The sequence below is a fragment of the Polyangiaceae bacterium genome (assembly GCA_020633235.1).
Classification (GTDB): Bacteria; Myxococcota_A; Polyangia; order Polyangiales; family Polyangiaceae; genus JACKEA01.
Genome location: JACKEA010000001.1, coordinates 1798323 through 1812505 on the forward strand (window position 1 = coordinate 1798323; position 14183 = coordinate 1812505).

Below are 14183 nucleotides of genomic sequence, written 5' to 3' on the forward strand. Positions count from 1 at the left end.
AAACGCCGACGCCGCCGGGCTCCGAAGGAGCGCGGCGGCGTCGCCGGGGCTCAGACCTTCACTTGCCCTTTTCGAGGATCATGAGCTGCACGCGACGATTGCGCGCGCGATTGGCGGCCGACACGTTGGGGACCAGGGGCTTGTCTTGACCGTAGCCCTTGGCCTCCAGACGGCCGCTGTCCACGCCCAGCTTGACCAGGGCATCACGTACCGCGGCGGCACGCTGCTGGCTCAGGCGCTGGTTGTACACCGGCGAGCCGGTGTTGTCCGTGTGGCCCTGGATCTCGAGCTTCTGGATGTCTTCGCGCTTCTTCATCACGTCCGCGATTTCTTCCAGCAGCGCTTCCGAGTCCGGCTCGATCTGGGCGGAGTCGTGAGCGAAGTGAACCTGCTTGCGGAGCTTCACTTCCTTCGCCGCCACCACCACGTTCGGCGTCTTCGGGCGCTTGTTCAAGGAAATGGTGGCCTTGAGATCCTCTCGCGGCTTCACTTCCAGCTCGGTGACGCTGCCGAAGTATCCGGGGGCGTCCACGCTGATCTTCGCCGCGCCGGGGGGCACGTTCTCGAAGCGGAAGGTGCCCGAGGCATCGGCGGAGAGCTCCAGCTCGCGATTCAGCTTGTCGGTGATCTTGACCTTGGCATTTCCAACCGGCTGGTTGGAGGCCGCATCCATGAGCGAGCCTTGGATGTTACCGACTTTTGGGAGGGCCTCGAGCTCACATTGAATGGTGACGATGCTCGGAGCCTGGGCACCACCGGCGGCCGGCGGCGTGTACGGACCGGGCGGCGCTCCGCCGGGCGGCGTGTAGGGGCCGGGCGGCGCGCCACCAGGCTGACCGTAGGCCGGCGCGGAGTAGCCTGGCGGCGTGGAACCGTACGCCGGCGCACCCGCCATGCCCGCAGCCTGAATCGTGCCGCTGCACTGACCGTCGTGATAGCCCTCGGCCGTCACGTTGAAGGTGTACGTCCCGGGGTCGAGGTTGATGGTGCGGAAGGCGCCGTCCTCGCCAGCCACCATGCCGGTGAGGTTCCGACCCTCGAAGCGAATGATCGCGTTCGGGACCGGCGTGGTCGTGCCCTTCTCCACCACGGTGCCGGCGATGTAGCGATCCATCGCGACCGGCGCCTCGACCAGCTTCTCGACCTCGACCTCCTTGACCATCGGCTCCGGAGGTTTGGTGTCGAACGCGAACGCGGCGCCCAGGTACAAGTTCCAGGGCAGCTGCGGCGCGACCTCCTCGATGAAGCTCGAGGTGGCGCCGGTGCCGATGTCCAGGGCGGCGAGCAAGCTCAGGCCATCCAGCGGCGGGTAGGCGCGCGCACCGATGGTGACGCGCGACGGCGTGGTCTTGAAGCCGGCATCGTTTCCGAGACAGCCGTCTCCGGGGAACACGCGGCTCTCGTTGCAAGTGTAGTTCTGACGGTTGACCGGCACGTCCATCGTGTACTCGAGGAACGGTCGGATGACCTCGAAGGTGCCTTCTGCGCCGAGACCGATCTGGAACGAGTCCGTGCGATTGATGCCGAGGCCGAAGCGCTCGATGCGCGTGATGGTGCTGCCCCGGCGGTCCTCGACGTCCGTGACCAGCTTGCCGGAGTTGTCGAACTTGTAGCCCAGGTTCAGGTGCATCTTCAGGGGGATGACGTCTTGCGGGTTGCTGCGGTTCGACAGATCCGCCGTCGCCAGGCCGCGCAGGGCGAAGCTCGTGCCGCCGCCGTCGAGGCCCACGCCACCAGTGCCGTTCAACAGCCACAGCTGGGCTTCGCCGCCGGCGCTGAAGATCTGGTCGGTGTTGTGGGGCATGAAGCCCTTCAGACCAATGCTGGTGTCACCCAGCACCTGCAGCAGCTGCGGGCGGCCCTGGTCGTTGTCCGTCGCCGAGGCGTGGAAGCCGACATAACCCTCCAAGAACGGGAGGATGGTGGCGTTGATGCCCAGGTGCGACGCGATGCGAGTGACCTCGTCGCTCGCGCCGGGCGTTCCACCTGCAGGCGTGGGGCAGTTGCCGTCGCACAGGAAGCCGGAGCCCTTGAAGTACTCCGTGATGAACGACACGCGGAACGTTCCCGGCGCGCCGCTGCCGGCTTCCGAAACATGGAGCAAGCCGGTGGAGGCGCTCAACGTGTTCTGGATCTTCAGCGATGCTCGCCGCCAAGCCCGTTCCATTTCGGGATCGTTCGGGGGAGTCATCTCGCCGGAGGCACTGGCCTCACCGCCACCACCGAGCGACCAGCTGGCGTTGGCGTCGAAGCCGGCGCCGGGCTGCTGGCCCGCGGGGGGCGCCGCACCGGGCGCGCCGGCGGGGGGCTGACCCGCAGGTGGTCCAAACGGCTGTGCCCCCGCAGGTGCCGGCTGACCGGGAGCCGGAGCAGCACCCGCGGGTGGCGGCTGGGCGCCGGGATCCGTTCCTCCTGGCGGTGGGGGCAGGGGCTGCTGCGCCAGCACGGTGGCGGTGGACAGCAGTGTCCCAAGCAAAGACAACGACGCGATTCCGGAGCTCTTCATGTTCCCTCGTCAGTCGCTCACGCAGGCGTTCGAGGTCGCGACAAAACCGCGACCGGGCGCGGTTTTAACACCCTTTGCCGAAGCGCCGAAACGCGCTTTCCGAGCCGCGGCCCCGGAAAAGGCCGTCGCCGCGCCGGACCAACAAAAATACCCAATAAAAACCGATGGTTGTTGTCCTGCTACGGCGTGCTTGGCTAGAGTCGGGAGCGGTGACCGAGTCGCTCATCGTCGTGGAGGGCCTGCGCAAGGTGTTTCGTCACGGCCTCAGCCTGAAGAAGGTCGAGGCGGTGAAGGGCGTCTCCTTCGAAGTGCACGCGGGCGACATCTTCGGCTTCTTGGGGCCCAACGGTGCGGGCAAGACCACGACCATCAAGATGCTCACGGGGCTGATCTCGCCCACGGCGGGTCACGCCAAGATCTTCGGGCGCTCCATCCCGAGCCCCCGTGCGCTCGAGCGCGTCGGCTTCATGCCGGAAAATCCATACGTGTACCCGTTCCTCACCCCCACGGAGTTCGTGGAGATGTGCGGAAGGCTGTCGGGGCTGTCGCGCAAGGCGGTGCGGGATCGCGCGCGCAAGGTGCTCGATCAGGTCGGCATCCTATACGCGGCGGATCGCCCGGTGCGTCGGCTGTCCAAGGGCATGCTGCAGCGCACGGGGTTGGCGGCCGCGCTGGTGGCGGATCCCGAGCTCTTGATCTTGGACGAGCCGATGAGCGGGCTCGATCCCGTCGGGCGCAAAGAAGTGCGCGACCTGATCTTGGACGAACGCCAGAACGGTCGAACCATCTTCTTTTCCACTCACATCCTGAGTGACGTGGAGATGATGTGCGACCGTGTGACCATTCTCCGCCGTGGCAACGTGGTGGTGAGCGGGCGGCTGTCGGACTTGCTGAAGAGCGAGGTGCAGCGCACCGACATCGTGCTCGTCTCGGCCTCGGAAGAGCTGGAAAAAGCCCTGGCGGAAGCGGGCCACACGGTGCGGCGGCTGCCCGAGCGGTTGGTGGTGGAGGTGGAGGGCAAGACGCGCGTCGGCGAGGTGCTCTCGGCGGCGCTGGAAGCCAACGCCAGCGTGGTGGAGGTCACTCCCCGTCACGAAACTCTCGAAGATCTCTTCGTCCGAGAGGCCATCGAAGGCGCCTCCTGAGCGCGCTTTCTTTTTGTTGGTGCGGCGCGAACCCCGTCGCTACTCGAATCGCACGTTCGCGATCCAACTTCGCTTGCGCCGCGCGAGCCGCGCGTCGGGGGACTCCGAACCGAAGCTCGCGGGCGCGCGCTCGAGCATCTTCTCCTCGACGCCCTCCAAGGCATTGACGCTGACCACGGCGTACAAGCGACCTTCGATGTCGCTGGTCACGATGGGGACCACTCCGCAACTCGTGCACACGTGGAAGTCCGCGGTGCCCGTTCCGAAACGGTAGTGACTCACTCTTTCGGGATCCGCCGAGCGGACCCAGAGGCTGCCACCGGGGGACGTGGTCCAGACGCCGCCGTGCTTGCCGCAGAAAGAACAGTCACAGGCGCGTGCGGGGATGCGCTCCGGGTCCGGGTCGAAGCGCAGGGCGAAGGCGATGTTTCCGCAGTGGCAACGACCGGTGAGCTGCATGGTGCTTCCGAGCGTGCCAGCTCGGTTTCGGCGACGCGAGGAGTTGACGTCGCTATAGTTACAAGTATGTATATACATCGTAATGCAACTAGACGTGTTTCAGGCGCTTGCCGACCCCACGCGCCGCCAGATCATCGAGGTGCTGCAGGCCGGCGAGCAGCAGGTGAACGACGTGGTGGCGGGGCTGAGCATCCATCAGTCGGGCGTCTCGCGGCACCTCAGGATCTTGCTCGAGGCGGGCTTCGTGCAGGTGCGCCCGGACGGACAGCGGCGCTTCTACTCGCTCCGTCCCGAGCCCTTTCAAGAGCTCGATGCGTGGGTCGCGGGCTATCGGAAGTTGTGGGACGCGCGGCTGGACCGCTTTGGCCGAGCGCTCGAGAAGAAGAAGAAGCAGAAGGAGAAGCAGCGATGAGTGAGAAGAAGATCGTCCTCCAGCGCAGCTACCAGGCAGAGCTCGCCGACGTATGGGCGCTGTGGGCGACCAAAGAGGGGTTCGAGGCTTGGTGGGGTCCAGAGGGGTTTCGGGTGGAGGTGCACGACTTCGATCTGCGGGTCGGCGGTGCGCTCAGCTACGACATGATCGCCTGCACGGAGGAGACCATCGCGGCCATGAAGAACATGGGGGCGCCCGTTTCTCACGGCACCCACGGAAAGTTCGCGGAGGTCGTTCCGGAAGAGCGCTTGCGGATCACCCACGTGATCGACTTCGTCCCTGGGATCGAGCCCTACGAGCACGACATTCAGGTGGAGCTCCGGGCCGAGGGCGAGACCGTGCACATGGTGGTGACCATCGATCCGCACCAGAGCGAAGAGCTCACCCGCATGGCCACCCAGGGCATGGAGAGTCAGCTCGAAAAGGTGCCCGGCATCTTGGCGCGTGGAAAGTAGCGGCGCGCGGTTTCCGCGGCGTCAAAACCCCCAAGAAGGAACGCCAGCGCTGGGATCGCCCACGTGATCCGGCTTGGAGTTCTCCACCGCCACTCGAGAGCCCCAGTCGAAATACCGGCTCACGGCAGCCAGCGCGACCTCGCCGGCATCGGGGCACGCGAGGCGCGCTGCGTCCGCCGCGAGGTCGACGAAGCGCGTGCGCTCGGGCTCGGTGATGTAGAGCCCCGCGTGGCGCGCCAGCATGGGTCCGATGTCGTCCAGCGTTTCGGAGTAGAGCTTGGGCCCACCGAAGACCTCGCACAGCCACATCCCGAGGTGCGGTACGTGGGTGGGCGCCACGCTCGCGAAGCGGGGCGCGAGCAGGGGGTCGCGTTTGGCGAGCGTATGGAGCTCGCGAGCGAGGCGGAAGCACGCTCCCACACCGCCGAGCGCTTGGCACAAGGAAGCGGAGGAGACGTCCGTGGATTCGTAGTGGAGCATCTCTTCGATGTGATCCATGTACGGGCGAACGTGCTGGAAGAACGCGGCAAATTCCGCGCTGTGGCGGAAGCTCTGCAAGTGCGCGTCGAGGGAACGCCACTCGATGCGGAGCACGTAGCGCTCCGGTTCCTCTACGCAGCGACGGAGCTCCCAAGCGCGACACGCGGGCGCCGCGCGCAGGGCCTCGGACGCTCGTCGATAGGCGTCCTCGAAACCCGCGGCTTCTTCGGCGATGCGATAGCGAATGTACTCGACGATCATTTCGGGCTTTTCCCACGTCGTTGCCGGCCGTCGCAACGAACCAAACGGTGCGTGCGGTAGAGGTCCGAGTCTGCCACCATCCACGCATGCTGAAGGACGTGCTGCAGCCCCGCTACGGATGCGCCGTCGAGCTCGCGCTCGATGTCATCGGTGGCAAGTGGAAGGTGGTGGTCTTGGCGCACCTGAAGGAAGCGCCGCGCCGCTATGGTGAGCTGCGGAGCTTGGTTCCCGGCGTGAGCGACAAGATGCTCACGCAGCGCTTGAGCGAGCTGACCTCGGCGGGGCTGGTGGAGCGGGATCGAGCCGGCGAGTACGTGCTGTCCTCGGAGGGGCAGCGCCTCGCGCCCGCGCTGCAGGCGCTCTACGACTACGGCACTCGAATCGCCGCGGAGAACGGCGTCGAGCTGACGACGCCGGGATAGGGCGGGGGGCGAAAAAGCCCGGGGGTCGCCCCGCACGGGCCTGGGCCTGATCTTCTTCGTCTTCGGCCTCGATCTGTTCCAGCTGGTGAAGGGCACGGAGGTGGTGGCGGGTGCTCGCTCTCCGGGCGACGCCGGACTTCAGTTGAATCCGGCGCGGATGTAGTCGTTCACGGCGCTGGCCTCCAGATCGCTGCGCCAGGTGAGCCGGCTCTGCTTGCGGGCTTCGCCGAGGTACCCTTCCAAGGTGGCGGGCAAGCCCAGCGTGCCGGCGTAGGTGCCCACGGTGCGATCGGGATCGCTGAAGCTGCCGCTCCACTGGCTGGCGGTCGACTCGCCCGAGGCGGCCTTCCAGCCTGCGAGATCCACGTCCTTGTTGTCCACGCATAGGCGCAGGGTTCCGCCGTACTGGTTGTCCGCGTAGCTGACGTTGGCGAAGGAGCCTTGGTGATCCACGAGACAGGAGCCGTTGGTTGCATCGATGATGCGGTTCTTGGTGACCTTCACGTTGGACCAACCGCTCTGGGGCTTCAGGGAGATGCCGCGACCCTTGAGGTCGTAGAACAGGTTGCTGCTGATGGTGATGTCGCTGGCGGAGCCGCTGGCCATCGAGATGCCGTAGGCGTTTTGGTACCAGGGCTGGTGCAGGAAGTAGTTGCCCTCCACCATGGCCGTGGCGTTGTCCGCGATGTCCAGCATCCAGGCGAAGTTCCGGTTGGTCGGGTTCCCGAGGCCGATCTGCGTGAACACGTTGTTCTTGAGCTGCACGTTGGAGAAGCGATCCGGCTCGCTGCTGTTGCCGCCGATGCCGATGCCGATCTCGCCGTCTACCAGCAGGTTGTCTTCGAACACCAGGTCGTCCGCGTCCCCGGTGGTGTCGGAGCGCATCTTGATGCCCATGCTGGAGGCGCGGGCGATGACATTGCCGCGGATCACCAAGTGGTCCGCGTTCAGGTACATGTCGTGGTTGAACATGGACGCGCAGGCGCTGCTCACGTCCTCGTTCCAGCCGTTGTGGTCGAGCACGTTCTCTTCGATGAGCAGATTCTGCACGTGGCTCGAGTAGATGCCGGACGGCCGATAGGTCGAGCTCTGGCCGCAGGTGTCCACGTGGTAGCTCTGCTCGATGACGTTGCGGCGCACCTCGATGCCGTCGTAGTGCTCCGTTCCGAAGGACTGCAGCACCATCTCGCCGTACAAGAGATGGCAGCCTTCGATGAGCAGGCCGTCTCCGCCGCCCACGTAGCGGAAGCCACCGCCCGTCGCGCCGTCGAAATCCGCACCCCCGGGGATCTTGGGGTAGGAGACGATCTCCAGGCCCACCACGTGGACGAAGCTCCGCGGCTTGCCGTTGTGGTCGATGAAGTTCGTATCCACCTCGACGCGCGGCATCTTCTCCGACTCGCCGTAAGAAGCGATCACCAGTGGGTGCGTCGCGTCCTTGCCGGACTTGAAGCGATCGAGCTTCTCTCCGTGCCAGGTGTCGCCCCGCTTCAGCAGCATGAAGTCGTTCTCGCCGTCGCGCACCAGCTCCGCGCCGCGGGCCAAGGTCTTCACGGCCTTGTCGGGGGAGCTGCCGTCGTTCGCGTCGTCGCCGCCGCTCGAGCTCACGTAGATGAGCAAGCTGTCGGCGCCCGGGTCGTAGGTCGTGAAGCCGCCCTCTTGGTCGCGCGGCCCCGAAATCTCGTCGTCGTTCGCGTTGGCGCAGCCGAGGTCCATGCCCCAGTCGGTGTAGCCGTCGCCGTCGTTGTCGATGCCGTCGTTGCAGTCGCCCACCGGCGTGGAGCCTGCCGCGCCGCCGCCCCCCGCTGCGCCGCCGCTGCCGCCCGTCGCGCCGCCGCTGCCGTTGCCGGCTGCTCCCCCGCTGCCGCCGCCCGTTGCGCCGTTGCCGCCGCTGGAGCTGCCGCCTCCGCCGTCACTCGACGAGTCACTGCCGCAGGCGACGGCGCCCGCGGCCGTCAGGATCGAGACCAAGAACCAAGGGACGAGCTTTCGCATGATGGAGTCCTCCAGCGTGGGAGCCCGACCATTGTACACGCCGCTGCATCCGAGGCCGCAGGCTGTTGGTCCGCCGCGGAAACGCCCGGTTCCGGACGTCGCGGTTCAGCGGATGCGCACGTCCATGCGCTGGACGTCCCAGCGCGGATTGTACTTGGCGTTGGGCGCCACGCGACGGATCTCCGCCACCACGGCTTGGACGTCCGCGCTTCGCACCAAGAGCTCGACGTTCTCGCGGCTGTCGATCTCGAGCACGATCCACGAGTGGGCGGCGGTCTTGGCGCCTGCCACGGTGGACTCCGTGCGCTTCAGCCCGATGACCTTGACGCGCTCGGGGTACTCCGACAGCGCCCGCACGATCGGCGCACCTCGAATCGAGAGCCGTGGGACCAGGAGCACGAGCCCGATGAGCAACAGGACGGGGCCGACCACGGCGAAGGAGATGACGTAGCCCTTCAGCTCGCCGCCACTCTGCAGGTACAGGCCCAGCGCCGCCGTGAGCACCGCGCCGGCCGCGGTGACCCAGAGATAGATCGCACGCCAGCGGCGAAGGTTCGATTCTATGAGCGGCAGCTCGGCAGGGACGGCTTCTCCCATCTCCCCGAGGGTCGCACGAAAGTGGTTCCGCGCCGAACCAACAAACACGGCGATCAAGTCAGGGCAGGGCGGAGGGCGAAGACGCGCAAGGCGTCTTGCTTGCCGCGGACGCTCATGGCGGCGAGCTCTTCGACTCCGCCGTCGAGGTGCTCCGCGGTGCTGCTGCTGATGAGCACGCTTTCACCGGCTTCCTTGGTGAGGCCTTCCAAGCGGGCGGCGGTGTTGACCGTGTCGCCGATGACGGTGAACTCCATGCGGTCCGCGGCGCCGATGCTGCCGGCGACCACGGGGCCGGTATGCACGCCGATGCCGGCGCGGAGGGGCGCGAGGCCGGCGGCGCGCCGCGTGGCGTTCAGCTCCGCGAGGGCGAGCAGCATGTCCCGCGCGCAGCCAACGGCGGCGCGGGCGCCGGGCGCGGGGTCGTCGTCGCGCAGGCCGAACACGACGAGCATGCCGTCGCCGATGAACTTGTCGAGCATGCCACCGTGCCCATGCACGACGTCGAGCATGGTGCGATGGTAGTCGTTCAGTTGACGCACGATCTCCTTCGGCGAGAGGCGTTCGCTCATCGCGGTGAAGCCGCGCAGATCACTGGCAAGCACGGTGACGACGCGCTCGCGGTCGTCGAGTTGACTATCACCGTCGACCATTTCGCTGACGAGCTGTTCGGGGACGTAGCGGCGGAGCAGGCGCGTCCGCGCGAAGATTTCCAGCGTGGTGCGCGTTTGGCGCGCCATGGCGGCGCCGATCACGCCCATCAGAGCCAGGATGATGGCGACCGGCAGCTGCGCCGGCTCGAAGCCGCGCAGCGGGAGCAGCACGCCGAAGAAGGCGACGAGCGCCGCGGCGGAGCCGATCAGAGCGCTCTTGCCGTCGTCACGCAGGAAGTTGAGCGCCAGGATGGCGACCAGCGAGGCGCCGAACACGTACAGCGCGAAGCGTTCGGCCATGACGGGATCGGCGGCGCCGGTGGCGCTCATGGGGAACACGAGGGACATGGCCGCGACGTCCAGCACCAGCGCCGTGGAGCGGAGCCAGGGGCGGGCGCCCAGCCGGCGGACGACGACGCGAAGCCCGAGGGCAACGAGCAGCCAGACCGCGAAGTAGACGGCCACGGCGAAATTGCCGGCGCCGGCCACGGTCGCCACCACGAAGGCGAGGGGAGTGACGCTGGCGTACACCCACACGCGGTAGCGGGCGATCTCGAGCTCGGTGCGGTCCCGCGCTTGGCGCAGCGTGTCGTCGATGTCGCGGGACGCGAGCGGCTCGACCATCGAGTGCGAGGGTAGCCCAGGTGGCGAAGCCGGCGGTCTACTTCTTGGCGCGCGGGCCGTGTACTGTGCCTGGCGATGAAGGCCGTCGTCGCAGCGCTGCTCTTGGCATTCGTTTCGTGCGGGTGCTCCGATGAAGGCTCGGCCCCTGCCGCCGGGCAGCCAGCCGTGCCCCAGGCGGAGCTGACGCCGCTCGACGGCGGCAACGGCGTGTTCATCGCGTCGCCCCTGGGTGGCGTGGCTCTTGGGTACGAGGAGCACGAGTACCTGGCGAGCGGAATTGCGACGTCATGGCAGAGCTCCGAGGCGCTGACGGACGATGGCCTGTGGAGCTTCGAGCCCGACTCCACGGCGGAGTATCGCACGCGCGTTCTGGTGCGGCGGCCGTCGGATGCCGCGGCGGCGAGCGGTACCGTGATCGTGGAGTGGCTGAACGTCAGCGGTGGGGTCGACGCGGATCCGGAGTACGCGAGCTTGTCCGAAGAAGTCACGCGCGAGGGGCACGTGTGGGTCGGCGTCTCGGCGCAGCTCGTCGGGGTCGAGGGCGGACCGGTGCTGGTGGCCGCGGGCGGCTCGGACTTGGCCGGCAAGGGACTGAAGGCGATCGACCCCGCGCGCTATGGATCGCTGCACCACCCGGGAGACGGCTACGCCTTCGACATTTTCACGCAGGTCGCGCGAGCAGTGCGCGGGGGCGGCGAAGTCCTGGGCGGCATCCATCCGGATCGAGTGATCGCCGCAGGCGAGTCCCAATCGGCCTTCGCGCTGACGACGTACTACGACGGCGTGCAGCCGCTCTCCAAGGCCTTCGACGCGTTCTTCGTGCACAGCCGCGCGGCGGTGCCGCTGCCGCTGGTGGGCGACGGCGAGTACGCGGATATCGTCAAGGCCATCTTGAGCCCCGTGCACCCCGTTTTCCGAGATGATCTCCAAGTCCCCGTGCTCGATCTCCAGTCCGAGAGCGCGTCACCGGGATCTTGAAGTCGGCCACGGTGCGCCAGCCGGACAGCGATCGCTTCCGGCTGTGGGAGGTCGCCGGCACGTCGCACGCCGACGCCCACTTGTTGGGCTCCGCCGCGAGCGGCGTGGATTGCGGCGTGGCGATCAACGACGGCCCCATGCACCTGGTCGCCAAGGCGGCGTTCCATTCCTTGGAAGCGTGGGCGCGGGGCGGCACGCCGCCGACGAGCGCGCCGCTCTTGGACGTGGACACCGCCGCCCTCGCGATCCAGCGCGACGCAGACGGCATCGCCCGGGCGGGGATCCGCACGCCGCCGGTGGACGTCCCGGTGGACGTGCTCTCCGGCGAGCCGGCGCCGAAGGCGAGTCTGTTCTGCACGCTGCTCGGCTCCACCACGCCGCTGCCGGACGCCCGCATCGCCGAGCTGTACGCGAACCGCGCGGACTACGAAGCGAAGTACCAAGCGGACGCGGATCAGACGATCACGTCGGGCTTCGTGCTGGAGGCCGACCGAGACGCGCTCTCCGGCTTTGCTCAGCCGCTGCGGGTGGCGCCGTAGTGCCTACTTCTTGGCGCGCCGCGCGATCACGGCCTTCACCATGCCGAGATCGTCCTTGCCGAGCTCGCGGCTGACCAACAAAACCAGCAAGTAGACGACGGCCACGACGGCGCTGAGCACGATCGTCATCAGCTTGGAGGCGTGGGCGAACTGGCGGCCCACGGCCACGGCGGCGCCCAGGGCCACGAGCACGCGCAGCAGCGAGACGGGGGAGACCAGGGCGCCGGCGGCGCGGCGCACCAAGACCGCCGCCGTGAGCGTGGCGACGCCGAGGCCCGCGGTGGTGGCCCACGCGGTGCGCACCAAGAGATCTGCCCCGAACTCCTGACCGCGGACGCGCAAGAAGCAGAGCAGCACCACGAGGCCGAAGGCGATGGCGGTGACCAACGCGCTGGCGCGCTCGTGCTTCAAGCTGTTCAGCACCGTGGTGAGGATGCCGAAGATGGCGAACGCTCCGAAGCCGAGGGTCAGGATCTGCATCGACTGCGTGCCGTACTCGGCGGCCGCCGGCGGGAACACCAGGCGAAGCAGGGGGCCCGAGAGGCCCGAGGTGACGCTCACCATCAGCCCCGCGAGCACCAGCGCGAGGCGCATGCCGGTGCGCACGTACTTGGCCACGGCCTGGCGATCGCCTTCGTGCTCCGCCTTGGCCAGCATCGGGAACAGGATGAACGTGACGCTGATGAGCATCTGGTAGGGCAGAAAGCAGAACAGCTGCGTGGCGCGGTAGGCGCCCACCAACGGATCCGCCGCCGTGAGGGGCTTGCCGGCGGCGGACGCGGCCTCTGCGGCGAAGGCGCCGAGCAGCGTGAGATCCGCCTGCAGCAGCAGGTTCAAGAGGATCTGGCCGCCGAACACCGGCGCGATGAACACCAGGTGCTCCTTCACGCTCACGCCGCCGCTGCCGCCCTTGCCGAGGCCCACCATGCCGATGGCAACCAGGAACACCAGCGCGCTGGAGAGCACGAAGCCGGCGGTGGAGCCTTCCACGCCGCGGCCCGCCATCTTCATGAACAGCCAGCCCAGGCCGATGAGCCCGATGGTGCGCAGGGTGGCCGCCGTCATGTCCAGGGCGGCCTGACGCACGAACAGCTTCTTGCCGTTCAGCACGCCGATGAGCGGTGCGTAGATGGAGTAGAAGAAGAGCACGCCGCCCAAGATGCGCAGCGCCGGGATGATGTGGGGCGCGCCGATGGCACTGCCGATGGGCGCCGCCAGGGCGAAGAAGCCGACGCCCAGCACGATGGCCACGATGGCGTGGACCTTCACGACGCGGCGAATGGTGTGCGGCTGCTCGGCCTCGCTGGACGCCGCGACGGCGCGGCTCACGCCCTGGATGCTGGTGGTGACGACGGGGTTGTAGGCGATGCTCGAGACGGAGAGCGCGCGGGACAGCGCGCCGTAGCCGCCCATGCCGAGCACGCGGGGCAGGAGGATCTGCTGCACCAGGCCGAGCAGGATGAAGTAGACCTTCGCGAAGGTGATCGCGAGGCCCCCGCGCCCCGCGGTGCGCGCAACGCTGTCGCCTTCGGGCTTCTTTTCTTCGTCCGCCACGCTGGTCGGGCGCTATGGCATTGTCGCCGCCGCTGCGTCAACTGGGCGGCGCTCCGCGGGATCGCGGAAGCCGGCGGCGTGACTGGGCGCCGGTCGCCCGATGACGCGGCCGATGGACAGCCGGCCCTGGGCTTTCGGCACGTACCAGTGGCTTCGGCTGCGGGCCTGCACGCCGAGCTCCCGCAGCCCCGCCGCGATGGCGTGGGGGCCGAGGGACAGGTGCGCGCCGCCGGCGGCTTCGCTCCTGGCGATTTGTCCGTCGATGTCGAAGGTGGAGGCGACGAGCCGGTCGTCCCCGCGCAGCGTGAAGTTCTGGAAGGCCATGTGTCCCGCGGCGGGGATCATCTCGCCCACCTCCAGGGTGAGCACGTGCACGCCCTCGGCGTGGAGCGTGGCGCGCATCCCGCCTTCGCCCTGGCCGATGCGCACGCTGTGCACCGCCTTCGGGAAGCCGTAGTTCTCCACGCCGCCCCAGCGCGCGTCTTCCGTGGTGACGGGCAAGTGCAGGAGCACCATGCCGCGCTCGCCCTGGCGCTCCACCGGCACGCCGATGGAGATCTCTTGATAGGGAAGCAGGAGGTCCGGCGCGCGATGATCGAAGGCGAGCACGACGACCTCCGTCTTTCCTGCTGCGTGCTCGATCACGTGCAGGTCCCGCGAGGGCATGCGCGCCTGCGCCGCCTGTGCGTTCGCCTCGAAGCTGCCGCCGAACATCGACAGGTCGAAGATCCCGAGCGGCAGCTGCAGCCGTTTCCCGGTTAGGGAGTACACGGCGCTCCACACCGGTCGCTTGACGGTACGCAGGATGGAGAGCGTCGCGCCCACCACGAGCTTGGTCGGAATGCCCCGTCGCATGCCGCGGGCGGCTGCAAGCTGCGTACCCGCGGCAGAGCCGGAACTCCGCCCCTTTCGGCCGCATGGATTGCGCCCGGCGCCCGGGGCGGCGCACAAACGGCGGTTTTGCTTGACGAAGGGCCCGGCGTGGCTAACCTTCCGGCCCCATTCCGGTGTAGCTCAGTCGGTAGAGCAGGCGGCTGTTAACCGCCGGGTCGTAGGTTCGAGTCCTACCGCCGGAGCCATTTACG

14 protein-coding genes and 1 tRNA gene are annotated in these 14183 nt (G+C 67.9%); 7 read left to right on the forward strand and 8 right to left on the reverse strand.

The annotated features are described in order from the left end of the window. Positions 1-58: 58 nt before the first annotated feature. Entirely contained in the window at positions 59-2506 is a 2448-nt protein-coding gene (locus H6717_07845) for an OmpA family protein (GenBank protein MCB9576923.1), read from the reverse strand. Positions 2507-2670: 164 nt separating this feature from the next. Between H6717_07845 and H6717_07850 the strand changes: the two genes are divergently transcribed. Then, a complete protein-coding gene (locus H6717_07850) occupies positions 2671-3651 on the forward strand; it encodes an ABC transporter ATP-binding protein (protein ID MCB9576924.1) in 981 nt (326 codons plus the stop codon). 39 nt (positions 3652-3690) lie between these two features. Here H6717_07850 and H6717_07855 read toward each other — a convergent pair whose 3' ends face one another. Then, complete coding sequence (locus tag H6717_07855; GenBank protein MCB9576925.1) at positions 3691-4110, reverse strand: hypothetical protein; 420 nt, start codon at positions 4108-4110, stop codon at positions 3691-3693. An 82-nt stretch (positions 4111-4192) separates the two neighbouring features. Here H6717_07855 and H6717_07860 point away from each other — a divergent pair, with 82 nt between their 5' ends. Together H6717_07860 and H6717_07865 are read left to right on the forward strand one after the other, a co-directional pair. After that, positions 4193-4522: a helix-turn-helix transcriptional regulator gene (locus tag H6717_07860; GenBank protein ID MCB9576926.1), complete on the forward strand. Its 330-nt coding sequence runs from the start codon at positions 4193-4195 to the stop codon at positions 4520-4522. Continuing rightward, complete coding sequence (locus H6717_07865) at positions 4519-4998, forward strand: SRPBCC domain-containing protein (GenBank protein MCB9576927.1); 480 nt, start codon at positions 4519-4521, stop codon at positions 4996-4998. Before H6717_07860 ends, H6717_07865 begins: the two co-directional genes overlap by 4 nt. A gap of 21 nt (positions 4999-5019) precedes the next feature. Here H6717_07865 and H6717_07870 read toward each other — a convergent pair whose 3' ends face one another. Further along, positions 5020-5739 carry an antibiotic biosynthesis monooxygenase gene (locus H6717_07870; protein ID MCB9576928.1) on the reverse strand — a complete coding sequence of 240 codons (720 nt, stop codon included), beginning with the start codon at positions 5737-5739 and terminating at the stop codon, positions 5020-5022. Between the two features lie 86 nt (positions 5740-5825). Between H6717_07870 and H6717_07875 the strand changes: the two genes are divergently transcribed. Beyond that, positions 5826-6161, forward strand: coding sequence for a helix-turn-helix transcriptional regulator (locus H6717_07875; protein ID MCB9576929.1), 336 nt, complete (start codon positions 5826-5828; stop codon positions 6159-6161). A 138-nt stretch (positions 6162-6299) separates the two neighbouring features. Here H6717_07875 and H6717_07880 read toward each other — a convergent pair whose 3' ends face one another. The 3 genes from H6717_07880 to H6717_07890 form a co-directional block, all read right to left on the reverse strand. Beyond that, positions 6300-8156, reverse strand: coding sequence for a right-handed parallel beta-helix repeat-containing protein (locus H6717_07880; protein MCB9576930.1), 1857 nt, complete (start codon positions 8154-8156; stop codon positions 6300-6302). Positions 8157-8261: 105 nt separating this feature from the next. Next, the gene (locus H6717_07885; protein MCB9576931.1) at positions 8262-8753 is read right to left on the reverse strand and encodes a hypothetical protein; all 492 of its coding nucleotides are present in this window, start codon (positions 8751-8753) and stop codon (positions 8262-8264) included. A 53-nt stretch (positions 8754-8806) separates the two neighbouring features. Then, on the reverse strand, positions 8807-10027 hold the full coding sequence (locus H6717_07890; protein ID MCB9576932.1) for an adenylate/guanylate cyclase domain-containing protein: 1221 nt from the start codon (positions 10025-10027) through the stop codon (positions 8807-8809). Positions 10028-10102: 75 nt separating this feature from the next. Here H6717_07890 and H6717_07895 point away from each other — a divergent pair, with 75 nt between their 5' ends. Further along, the gene (locus tag H6717_07895) at positions 10103-11005 is read left to right on the forward strand and encodes a hypothetical protein (protein MCB9576933.1); all 903 of its coding nucleotides are present in this window, start codon (positions 10103-10105) and stop codon (positions 11003-11005) included. Between the two features lie 11 nt (positions 11006-11016). Beyond that, positions 11017-11544, forward strand: a complete 528-nt coding sequence (locus tag H6717_07900; GenBank protein ID MCB9576934.1) for a hypothetical protein — start codon at positions 11017-11019, stop codon at positions 11542-11544. Between the two features lie 3 nt (positions 11545-11547). Here the strand turns inward: H6717_07900 and H6717_07905 are convergent, their stop codons facing one another. Both H6717_07905 and H6717_07910 read right to left on the reverse strand, forming a co-directional pair. After that, positions 11548-13098, reverse strand: a complete 1551-nt coding sequence (locus H6717_07905) for a lipopolysaccharide biosynthesis protein (GenBank protein MCB9576935.1) — start codon at positions 13096-13098, stop codon at positions 11548-11550. Positions 13099-13110: 12 nt separating this feature from the next. Next, positions 13111-13953: an acetoacetate decarboxylase family protein gene (locus H6717_07910; protein ID MCB9576936.1), complete on the reverse strand. Its 843-nt coding sequence runs from the start codon at positions 13951-13953 to the stop codon at positions 13111-13113. A 148-nt stretch (positions 13954-14101) separates the two neighbouring features. On the opposite strand from H6717_07910, the gene H6717_07915 reads away from it, so the two are divergent. Then, positions 14102-14177 (forward strand) — tRNA-Asn (locus H6717_07915). Positions 14178-14183: the final 6 nt, after the last annotated feature.